We start from the raw sequence: 10,736 nt of genomic DNA on the forward strand, positions 1-10,736 counted from the left end.
GTTCCCCTTCGGGGGCACCGGGCCCGGCCCGTTTCGCGTGGCGCCGCCGGCCCCCGGGGCTCCGCCCCACCCTGCGTCTCAAGCGCCGGCGGGGCTGGTTTTGCCCCGGTGAGTCGGATCTCCGCCCGGGGCGGCACTCCCAGCCCCGCCGGCGATTGAGGCGCGGGCGCGGAGCGCCGTGCAGTGGCCTGGAGCCGCGTCAGCGGTCGGGGCGGGGTACGGCTGTGGCCCGGACCCCCGTGCGGGGGACCGGGCCACAGGTGGGCCGGGGCGGCTACGCCTTGCGGAGGCAGAACGTCAGGCCCAGGGGCTCGTCCGTGAACTCGGCGCCGTAGGTGCCGTCCGCCGGACCCTGCGCGAAGTCCGTCGCCAGGACCTCGTCCGAGATCAGCGCCGCGTGGTCCGTCAGGGCCGTCACGACCTCCGGGTCCGCCGAGGACCACCGCAGGGCGATCCGGTCCGCCACGTCCAGACCGGAGTTCTTCCGGGCCTCCTGGATCAGCCGGATCGCGTCCCGCGCCAGGCCCGCCAGCCGCAGTTCCGGCGTGATCTCCAGGTCCAGCGCCACCGTCGCACCCGAGTCGGACGCCACCGACCAGCCCTCGCGCGGGGTCTCCGTGATGATGACCTCCTCCGGGGTGAGGGTGACCGTCTCGCCGTTCACGTCCACCGAGGCCTCGCCCGAGCGCAGGGCCAGGGACAGGGCCGCCGCGTCGGCCGCGGCCACCGCCTTCGCCACGTCCTGCACGCCCTTGCCGAAACGCTTGCCCAGCGCACGGAAGTTGGCCTTGGCCGTGGTGTCCACCAGCGAACCGCCGACCTCGGAGAGCGAGGCCAGGGAGGAGACGTTCAGCTCCTCCGTGATCTGGGCGTGCAGCTCCGGGGTGAGCGACTCGAAGCCCGAGACCGCGACCAGCGCCCGCGACAGCGGCTGGCGGGTCTTCACGCCCGACTCCGCACGCGTCGCGCGCCCCAGCTCCACCAGGCGGCGGACCAGCTGCATCTGCCGCGACAGGACCGGGTCGACCGCCGAGGCGTCCGCCACCGGCCACGACGACAGGTGCACCGACTCCGGGGCCTCCGGGGTGACCGGAACGACCATGTCCTGCCAGACCCGCTCCGTGATGAAGGGGGTCAGCGGGGCCATCAGCCGGGTCACCGTCTCAACCACGTCGTGCAGCGTGCGCAGCGCGGCCGCGTCGCCCTGCCAGAACCGGCGGCGCGAGCGGCGGACGTACCAGTTGGAGAGGTCGTCCACGAAGGAGGACAGCAGCTTGCCGGCGCGCTGGGTGTCGTAGGACTCCATCGCCTCCGTGACCTCGGCGGTCAGCGAGTGCAGTTCCGACAGCAGCCAGCGGTCCAGGACCGTGCGGTCCGCCGGGGCCGGGTCGGCCGCCGAGGGGGCCCAGTTCGAGGTGCGGGCGTACAGCGCCTGGAAGGCGACGGTGTTCCAGTACGTGAGGAGCGTCTTGCGGACGACCTCCTGGATGGTGCCGTGGCCCACGCGGCGCGCCGCCCACGGGGAACCGCCCGCCGCCATGAACCAGCGCACCGCGTCCGCGCCGTGCTGGTCCATGAGCGGGATGGGCTGGAGGATGTTGCCCAGGTGCTTGGACATCTTGCGGCCGTCCTCGGCGAGGATGTGGCCCAGGCAGACCACGTTCTCGTACGAGGACTTGTCGAACACCAGGGTGCCGACCGCCATCAGCGTGTAGAACCACCCGCGCGTCTGGTCGATGGCCTCCGAGATGAACTGCGCCGGGTAGCGCTTCTCGAAGATCTCCTTGTTCTTGTACGGGTATCCCCACTGCGCGAACGGCATCGAACCCGAGTCGTACCAGGCGTCGATGACCTCGGGAACGCGGACCGCTTCGAGGGAGCAGCCCTCGTGGGTGCAGGTGAAGGTGACGTCGTCGATGTACGGGCGGTGCGGGTCCAGGGCCGACTGGTCCGTGCCCGACAGCTCCGACAGCTCCGCGCGCGATCCGACGCAGGTGAGGTGGTTCTCCTCGCACCGCCAGATGGGCAGCGGGGTGCCCCAGTAGCGGTTGCGGGACAGCGCCCAGTCGATGTTGTTCTTCAGCCAGTCCCCGAAGCGGCCCTGCTTGACCGAGTCCGGGAACCAGTTCGTCTTCTCGTTCTCCCGCAGCATCGCGTCCTTGACGGCGGTGGTGCGGATGTACCAGGACGGCTGCGCGTAGTAGAGCAGCGCGGTGTGGCAGCGCCAGCAGTGCGGGTAGCTGTGCTCGTAGGCGATGTGCTTGAAGAGCAGGCCACGGGCGTCGAGGTCGGCGGTCAGCTTCTCGTCGGCCTTCTTGAAGAAGATGCCGCCGACCAGCGGGACGTCCTCCTCGAAGGTGCCGTCGGGGCGGACCGGGTTCACGACCGGCAGGCCGTACGCGCGGCAGACCGCGAGGTCGTCGGCGCCGAAGGCGGGGGACTGGTGGACCAGACCGGTGCCGTCCTCCGTCGTGACGTACTCGGCGTTCACGACGTAGTGGGCCTCGGCCGGGAACTCGACGAGGGAGAAGGGACGCTCGTACGTCCAGCGCTCCATCTCCTTGCCGGTGAAGGTCCGGCCGGTGGCTTCCCAGCCCTCGCCCAGGGCCTTCTCCAGCAGCGGCTGGGCGACGACCAGCCTCTCCTCACCGTTCGTGGCGACCACGTAGGTGACCTCGGGGTGTGCGGCGACGGCCGTGTTGGACACCAGCGTCCAGGGGGTCGTCGTCCAGACCAGCAGCGCCGCCTCGCCCGCGAGGGGGCCGGAGGTCAGCGGGAAGCGCACGTAGACCGAGGGATCCACGACGGTCTCGTAGCCCTGCGCCAGCTCGTGGTCGGACAGGCCGGTGCCACAGCGGGGGCACCAGGGGGCGACCCGGTGGTCCTGGGTCAGCAGACCCTTGTTGAAGATCTCCTTGAGCGACCACCACACGGACTCGACGTACTCGGGGTCCATGGTCCGGTAGGCGTCGTCCAGGTCGACCCAATAGCCCATCCGGGTCGTGAGCTCGGCGAACGCGTCGGTGTGGCGGGTCACGGAGTCGCGGCACTTGGCGTTGAACTCGGCGATCCCGTAGGCCTCGATGTCCTGCTTGCCGTTGAAGCCGAGCTCCTTCTCGACGGCGAGCTCGACGGGCAGGCCGTGGCAGTCCCAGCCGGCCTTGCGGGCGACGTGGTAGCCGCGCATCGTGCGGAAGCGGGGGAAGACGTCCTTGAAGACGCGGGCCTCGATGTGGTGGGCACCGGGCATGCCGTTCGCGGTGGGCGGGCCCTCGTAGAAGACCCACTCGGGGCGGCCCTCGGACTGGGCCAGGGTCTTGTCGAAGGTCTTGTTCTCGCGCCAGAAGTCGAGGACGGCGTGCTCAAGGGCAGGCAGGTCGACCTGGGCGGGTACCGGGCGGTACTGCGGCGGTGTGGTCATGAGGCTGAACTCTTCCTCCGGCGGGATGCGACTTCCGTCCGGAGGGACGAGAGCCGTCTGCTGCTCCCGCGGTACCACCCTCCTTGGCCGCCGGACAGCGCCGGTGGCCCCCTCATTGGGGTGCGAAGCCGGTTCTACTCGCCGTCGTGACGGCTTTCTTCCGGCGGCTCCGGGGTGATCCTTCGCATCGCGCTCGCCCCCGGGCTCTCACCGTCCCCGGGTCGCTCCTGGCTGCGTCCGACGCTACTCGTCCCCATCCATGCCTTTCGCTGGGCCCAGTGTACGGGGCCGGGCGGTGCGCGGCCGACCGGTTTGCCGCGCGGCGCGGGGGGGGGCGCGGCCGGGTCCGCCGGGGGCCCGGCGGGGCCCCGCGCGTGACCCGGATGGGCCGACGGGGCCGGTCCGGGATCCGCCGGGGCGGCAGGGGCGGATTACCGGGCTTCCGGATGGGCACAACGGATGCAGGTTGGCCACGACGGATGCGCGCCCCGTTGCCGTGGGGCCGGAGCCGATTTATCGTTCCGGCACGATTCGCGAGCAATGATCACAGTATGTGAAGGGGCCGCGGCCATGGTGGCGAGGAAGACCGCCGGGACAACCGAGAAGGCTGTCGGAAAGGCTGCCGAGGCCCGTGCCCGGACGGACGCCCCGGCCGGGAAGGGGGCCGCGACCAGGAAGGCATCCCCGAGCGCGCCCGCCACCGGGCGGGCGGCAGGGAAAAAGGCCGCCGCGAAAAGGGCGGCCGGGAAAACGACGGCCGGCGAGAAGGCGGCGCCGTCCACCGCGAAGGGCACGAGAAAGGCACCGGCGACAAAGGCACCCGCGAAGAAGGCGCCCGGGAAGAAGTCAGCTGCCGAGAAGGCGACCGCCGAGAAGGCATCCGCGACCAAGACACCCGTGAAGAAGGCAGTTGTGGAGAAGACAGCTGTGCAGAAGGCGCCGACGACCAAGGCATCCGCGACCAAGGCGCCCGCCAAGAAGGCGCCCGCGACCAAGGCGCCCGCCAAGAAGGCGACGGCGGCCGCCGAGAAGGCGACGGCGGCCGCCGAGAAGACGACGGCGAGGAAGGCCGCGGCCAAGAAGGCCGGGGCCGAGGGGGCGGCGCAGGCCGCGACAGAGACTGGAGCCCGGAAAGTGGTTGCCAAGAAGAGCACCGGCGCGACGCGCAAGACGGCCGAGGCCGCCACCAGCGGCCTGCCCAAGGCGGTCCCCGCCACCGCGGGCCCCGTCGCCCCCGGCCAGCTGCCCGTACGCCCCGGCGAGGACCCGTGGACGCCCGCCGAGGTCGCCGACGCCCGGTCGGAGCTGACCAGCGAGGTGCTGCGGCTGCGTGCCGAGCTGGAGGCCTCCGAGCAGGCCATCTCGGGCCTCATGCGGGACTCGGGCGACGGCGCCGGCGACGACCAGGCCGATACGGGAACCAAGAACATCACCCGGGAATCGGAACTGGCCCTCGCGGCGAACGCCACCCTGATGCTGGAGCAGACCGAGCGGGCCCTGGAACGGCTGGAGGCGGGTACGTACGGCTTCTGCGAGAACTGCGGAAAGCCCATCGGCAAGGCCAGGATGCAGGCCTTCCCGCGGGCCACCCTGTGCGTGGACTGCAAGCAGAAGCAGGAGCGGCGGCACTGACCCGGCCCGGGTAGGCGGCGCGGCTCACGGGACCCTGACGTACCCTCGTGTCTCGTCAGGGTCCAGGAACCTGCCGGGAACCTGGTTCGTGCTAGTTCGAGGGACTCACGTGGCAGAGGCGGAGCGCATCATCGGTACGCCGGACGTCGGGGACGGCGCGGAAGCGGAGCCGACCGGGCCCAAGGGGCGCCGGCGGATCGCGGCGCTGCTCGTGGTGGCGGTACTGGCGTACCTGATCGACCTCGGCAGCAAGATGGTCGTCGTCGCCAAGCTGGAGCACCAGCGGCCGATCGAGGTCGTCGGCGACCTCCTGAAGTTCGAGGCCATCCGCAACCCCGGGGCAGCGTTCGGCTTCGGCGAGGCCTTCACGATCATCTTCACCTGCATCGCGGCCACCGTGATCGTGGTGATCGTCCGGCTGGCGCGCAAGCTCTACAGCCTGCCGTGGGCGATCGCGCTGGGCCTGCTGCTGGGCGGCGCCCTCGGCAACCTGACCGACCGGATCTTCCGTTCGCCGGGCGTCTTCCGCGGCGCCGTCGTCGACTTCATCGCGCCCGCGCACTTCGCCGTGTTCAACCTCGCGGACTCGGCGATCGTGTGCGGGGGCGTCCTGATCGTCCTGCTCTCGTTCAAGGGGCTGGACCCCGACGGCACCGTCCACAAGGACTGATCGCGGGACTGCCCGTCTGCCGAGTCCTGCATACTCGACAGGTGAGTACGATTCCCGAGATCCGCACCCTGCCCGTTCCCGATGGCCTCGAGGGCGAGCGCGTCGACGCCGCCATCGCCCGTATGTTCGGATTTTCCCGGACGAAGGCGGCCGAACTCGCGGCCGCGGGGAAGGTGGCGGTCGACGGCAGCGTCGTCGGGAAGTCCGAGCGCGTGCACGGCGGCGCCTGGCTCGAAGTCGAGATGCCCGCGCCGCCGCGGCCGGTCGAGCTCGTCGCCGAGCCGGTCCCGGGCATGGAGATCGTCCATGACGACGACGACATCGTGGTCATCATGAAGCCGGTGGGCGTCGCCGCCCACCCGAGCCCGGGCTGGACCGGCACCACCGTCATCGGCGGCCTCGCCGCCGCCGGCTACCGGATCTCCACCTCCGGCGCGTCCGAGCGCCAGGGCGTCGTGCACCGCCTCGACGTCGGCACGTCCGGCCTGATGGCCGTCGCGAAGTCCGAGCGCGCCTACACCTCGCTCAAGAACCAGTTCCGCGAGCGCGTCGTGGACAAGCGCTACCACGCGCTGGTGCAGGGCCACCCGGACCCGATGAGCGGCACCATCGACGCGCCGATCGGCCGCCACCCGAGCGCGGACTACAAGTGGGCGGTGACCCGGGAGGGCAAGCCCTCCGTCACCCACTACGACCTGATCGAGGCCTTCCGGGCGGCGTCGCTGCTGGACATCAAGCTGGAGACCGGCCGCACGCACCAGATCCGGGTGCACATGTCCGCGCACCGCCACCCCTGCGTCGGCGACCTGACCTACGGCGCGGACCCCACCGTCGCCAAGCGGCTCGGACTGACCCGGCAGTGGCTGCACGCCGTGCGCCTCGGCTTCGAGCACCCGGCGGACGGGCAGTGGGTGGAGTTCGAGAGCTCCTACCCGGCGGACCTCCAGCACGCGTTGGACGTGATCCGGGCCGAGAGCGAGTGACGGCCTTCACCGTCCGCGTCGCGGCCGGCGAGGCGGATCTCGCGGCGTGCTTCGCGGTGCGCACCGAGGTGTTCGTGGTCGAACAGTCCGTGCCGGAGTCGATCGAGTACGACGCCTACGACGCGGGCGCCGTGCACGTGCTGGCCGAGGGGCCGGACGGCAAGCCGCTGGGCACCGGCCGGCTGCTGCACGGGCCCGACGCCCTCGGCAAGACCGGCTCCCCGGAGGTCGGCTCCCTCGGGCGGCTGGCCGTGAGCGCCGCCGCCCGCGGGCTGGGCGTGGGCGCGGCCCTGGTCCGGGCCATCGAGGCGGAGGCCGGCCGGCTGGGACTCACCGCGGTGGACCTGGGCGCGCAGACGCACGCGCTCGGCTTCTACGAGCGCCTGGGCTACGTGGCCTACGGCCCGGAGTTCCAGGACGCGGGCATCCCGCACCGTGCCATGCGGCGCCCGTTGCCGTAACGCCCCCGGGCGCGCATCTTTCAGCCCCGCCGACGTTTGAGGCGCGGGCCAGGCCCATTCAGCCCCGCCGGCGTTTGAGGCGCGGCTGGTTCAGTCGGCCGGGCTGGTTCGGCCGGCCGGGCTGAATGGGCGCGGCGTGGAGCGCCGGGGGTGCCTGCGCCCGTCCGACACGGGCGCGGCCAGAGCCCCGGCCCCGCGGGCGAGCGGCAGCGCAATGGCAGGGTGGGGGAGTGGATCAGCTCGCTCTGCTTTTCGTACTGCTGCTCGGCGCCGTGGTCACCGTGCCGCTCGGGGACCGGCTGAAGCTGCCCGCGCCCGTGCTGATGACCATCGGCGGGGTGGTGCTGGCGCTCGTGCCGGTCGTGCCGAACGTGGACATCCCGCCCGAGTACATCCTGCCGCTGGTGCTGCCGCCGCTGCTGTACGCCTCCGCGCAGCGCACCTCCTGGCGCCAGTTCGCCGCCAACGTCCGGCCGATCCTGCTGCTGGCCGTGGCCCTGGTCTTCGTCACCACGGCGGCCGTCGCCGCCGTGGCGAACGCCGTGGTGCCCGGGCTGCCGCTGGCCGCCGCCGTCGCGCTCGGCGCGCTCGTGGCCCCGCCCGACCCGGTGGCGGCCACCGCCGTCGCCGGGCAGCTGGGGCTGCCGCGCCGGCTGGTGTCGATCCTGGAGGGCGAGGGCCTGTTCAACGACGTCACCGCGATCGTGCTCTACCACGTGGCCATCGGCGCCGCCGTCAGCGGCGATTTCTCCTGGCCGGACGCGCTCGGCGAGTTCGTGCTGTCCGCCGTGGTCGCCCTGTCCGTGGGCCTGGCCCTCGGATGGCTCACGAACCGGCTCATGGGGCGGCTCGGCGACGCCACGCTGCAGATCGGGCTGACGCTGCTCGTGCCCTTCGTCGCGTACGTGGTGGCGGAGGAGCTCCGCGGCTCGGGCGTGCTGGCCGTGCTGACGACCGCCCTGTTCCTCGCCGAGTACGCGACCGATGCCGACGACGTGCTGGGGCGGCTGGCCGGCCACACCTTCTGGGAGATCGTCGACACGCTGGTCACCGGTGTCGCGTTCGGGCTGATCGGGCTGGAGCTGCACCACGTCTTCGGTACCGCGCGCGGCAGCGAGGAGCAGATGGCGGGCTGGGCGGCGGCCGTCGTGGCGGTGGTCGTCGGCGTACGGCTGCTGTGGCTGCTGCCCGCGGGCTGGCTGGCGAAGCGGCTGCACAAGCGGCGCGACTACGCCGAAGAGATCCCGGTGAGCTGGCGGGAGAGCACGGTCATGTGGTGGGCCGGGATGCGGGGCGTGGCCTCGGTGGCGCTGGCGCTGGCCATCCCGCTGAAGACCGACGCCGGGGAGCCCTTCCCGGCCCGGGACCAGATCATCTTCATCGCCTTCGCCGTGATCATGGTGACGCTGCTCTGCCAGGGGCTGACGCTGCCCTGGCTCGTGCGCCGGCTGGGGGTCGAGGCCGACGAGGACGCGGAGCGGGAGACGGAGCGGCGGCTCGCGGTCCGCGCCGCCAAGGCCGCCAAGGTGCGGCTGCAGGAGATCGAGCGGGCCGAGGACCTCCCCGACGACCTGCTGGAGGTGCTGTACCGCAGGGCGTACGACGTGGGGGCCAGGATCAGCCCCGACATGGTCGACGAGGAACGGCGCGAGGCGTACGCGAAACGGGTGGAGCGGATCCGGGACGTCCAGCGCATCCAGCGGGAGATGATGTCGGCGGCCCGGCACGAGGTGCTGGCCGCACGCAGCGAACCCGGCGCCGATCCGGAGATCGTCGACCGGGTCCTGCGCCACCTGGACGTGCGGAGCCTGCGCAACCCCTGAGCCCGAGCGACCCCGAGGGCGGCGACCGCGGCCGCCTAACAGGGCCGGCGGACCGCGTCGGCGGTCGCCACGCGGGGGAGGGCGTACGGGTGCTCGTCCACCAGCCAGGCGATCAGGCGCTCGCGGACCGCGCAGCGGACGGTCCACACGTCGTCGGCGTCCTTCGCCGTGACCATCGCCCGGACCTCGATGGTGTGCGGTGTGGTGTCCGTCACCACCAGGCCGCTCGCCCGGCCGTCCCACTCCGGGGTCTCCTTGAGGATGTACATGAGCTGCTCCCGCATCAGGTCGATCGGCGCCGAGTGGTCCAGGTGCAGGAAGACCGTGCCCGTCATCTGGGCTCCGCCGCGCGACCAGTTCTCGTACGGCTTGCCGGTGAAGTACGAGACCGGCATCGTGATGCGGCGTTCGTCCCAGGTGCGGACCACCAGGAACGTCAGGGTGATCTCCTCGACCGTGCCCCACTCCTTGTCCACCACCACCGTGTCCCCTATCCGCACGGTGTCGCCGAAGGCGATCTGCAGGCCGGCGAAGAGGTTGCCCAGGGAGGACTGCGCGGCGATGCCGGCCACGATGCCCAGCACACCGGCCGAGGCCAGCATCGAAGCGCCGACCGTACGCATCGCCGGGAAGGTCAGCAGCATGGCCGCGACCGCGACGACCGAGACCACCGCCGTGACCGCCCGCTGGATCAGCACCACCTGGGTGCGCACCCGCCGGACCCGGGCCGCGTCGCGGGAGCCGGAGGCGTAGCGCGCGTAGCCGGAATCGACGGTCGCGGCGGCGATCCGGACCAGCAGCCAGGCGGTGGAGGCGATGAGGACCAGGGTCAGGGTCCGGCCGACGCCGTCCGCGTGCTGCGGGAGGATCCGCGAGGAGCGGTAGGAGCCTCTGAGCAGCGCGGTGCACAGCACGATCTGGAACGGCACCCGGCAGCGGCGCAGCAGGCCCCACAAGGGCGTCTCGTGGTGCCGGGCATCGGCGCGGCGCAGCAGCAGGTCGAGGGCCCAGCCCGCGAGCAGGGTCACGACCAGGGAGCCGCCGATGACCGCGGCGGGGCGAAGGAAGTTCTCCATCTCCATGCGGGCAACCTAACCCGATCGCGCTTTCGGAAACTGGCACGATGGAGGAATGAACATCCTGCTCTTCCATTCGACCTACGGGCTGCGGCCAGCGGTGCACGCGGCGGCCGACCGGCTGCGCGCGGCGGGACACACGGTCCGGGTGCCCGACCTCTTCGCGGGGCGGACGTTCGGCACCGTCGAGGAGGGCATGGCCCACCAGGACGAGATCGGCCGCGACGAGCTGCTCAAGCGGGCCGTGCTGGCCGCCGCCCCCTACTCCGACCAGGGCCTGGTCTACGCCGGCTTCTCGTTCGGCGCCTCCATGGCCCAGCACCTGGCGCTGCACGACGAGAAGGCGCGCGGGCTGCTGCTCCTGCACGGGACGTCGGACCTGGAGGACGGTGCCTCGGCCGACGGGCTCCCGGTGCAGCTGCACGTGGCGGACCCGGACCCGTTCGAGCCGCACGACTGGCTGACGGCCTGGTACCTGCGGATGCGCCGGGCCGGGGCGGACGTGGAGGTCCACAGCTACCAGGGCGCCGGGCACCTGTTCACCGATCCGGAACTCGACGACTACGACGCGCAGGCCGCCGAGCAGACCTGGAAGGTCGCGCTGGCGTTCCTCGACACCCTGTAGGGGCGCGGCCCACGGGCAGGGGCCCGGCCCGGCTTGCGCCGGGCC

Annotated in this window: 9 protein-coding genes; 6 read left to right on the forward strand and 3 right to left on the reverse strand. The window is 72.1% G+C overall.

The annotated features are described in order from the left end of the window. Positions 1-274: 274 nt before the first annotated feature. Entirely contained in the window at positions 275-3,421 is a 3,147-nt protein-coding gene (gene ileS / locus ACWGH1_RS34680; protein WP_453356494.1) for an isoleucine--tRNA ligase, read from the reverse strand. Positions 3,422-3,852: 431 nt separating this feature from the next. Further along, on the reverse strand, positions 3,853-4,311 hold the full coding sequence (locus tag ACWGH1_RS34685) for a hypothetical protein (RefSeq protein ID WP_453409337.1): 459 nt from the start codon (positions 4,309-4,311) through the stop codon (positions 3,853-3,855). Positions 4,312-4,333: 22 nt separating this feature from the next. Between ACWGH1_RS34685 and ACWGH1_RS34690 the strand changes: the two genes are divergently transcribed. From ACWGH1_RS34690 to ACWGH1_RS34710, 5 genes are all read left to right on the forward strand, one after another. Beyond that, on the forward strand, positions 4,334-5,053 hold the full coding sequence (locus ACWGH1_RS34690; protein ID WP_453409338.1) for a TraR/DksA family transcriptional regulator: 720 nt from the start codon (positions 4,334-4,336) through the stop codon (positions 5,051-5,053). A 109-nt stretch (positions 5,054-5,162) separates the two neighbouring features. Beyond that, the gene (gene lspA, locus ACWGH1_RS34695; RefSeq protein WP_453357716.1) at positions 5,163-5,723 is read left to right on the forward strand and encodes a signal peptidase II; all 561 of its coding nucleotides are present in this window, start codon (positions 5,163-5,165) and stop codon (positions 5,721-5,723) included. Between the two features lie 41 nt (positions 5,724-5,764). Continuing rightward, on the forward strand, positions 5,765-6,706 hold the full coding sequence (locus tag ACWGH1_RS34700) for an RluA family pseudouridine synthase (RefSeq protein ID WP_453409339.1): 942 nt from the start codon (positions 5,765-5,767) through the stop codon (positions 6,704-6,706). Beyond that, positions 6,703-7,167: a GNAT family N-acetyltransferase gene (locus tag ACWGH1_RS34705; RefSeq protein WP_453357651.1), complete on the forward strand. Its 465-nt coding sequence runs from the start codon at positions 6,703-6,705 to the stop codon at positions 7,165-7,167. Before ACWGH1_RS34700 ends, ACWGH1_RS34705 begins: the two co-directional genes overlap by 4 nt. 230 nt (positions 7,168-7,397) lie before the next feature. Then, positions 7,398-8,990 (forward strand): Na+/H+ antiporter, encoded by a 1,593-nt coding sequence (locus ACWGH1_RS34710; RefSeq protein WP_453409340.1) that lies wholly within the window; start codon positions 7,398-7,400, stop codon positions 8,988-8,990. 35 nt (positions 8,991-9,025) lie between these two features. Here ACWGH1_RS34710 and ACWGH1_RS34715 read toward each other — a convergent pair whose 3' ends face one another. Then, positions 9,026-10,066 (reverse strand): mechanosensitive ion channel family protein, encoded by a 1,041-nt coding sequence (locus ACWGH1_RS34715; protein ID WP_453357054.1) that lies wholly within the window; start codon positions 10,064-10,066, stop codon positions 9,026-9,028. Between the two features lie 55 nt (positions 10,067-10,121). Here ACWGH1_RS34715 and ACWGH1_RS34720 point away from each other — a divergent pair, with 55 nt between their 5' ends. Continuing rightward, on the forward strand, positions 10,122-10,691 hold the full coding sequence (locus ACWGH1_RS34720) for a dienelactone hydrolase family protein (RefSeq protein ID WP_453357053.1): 570 nt from the start codon (positions 10,122-10,124) through the stop codon (positions 10,689-10,691). Positions 10,692-10,736 lie beyond the last annotated feature (45 nt).

The sequence above is a fragment of the Streptomyces sp. NPDC054883 genome (genome assembly GCF_053610645.1).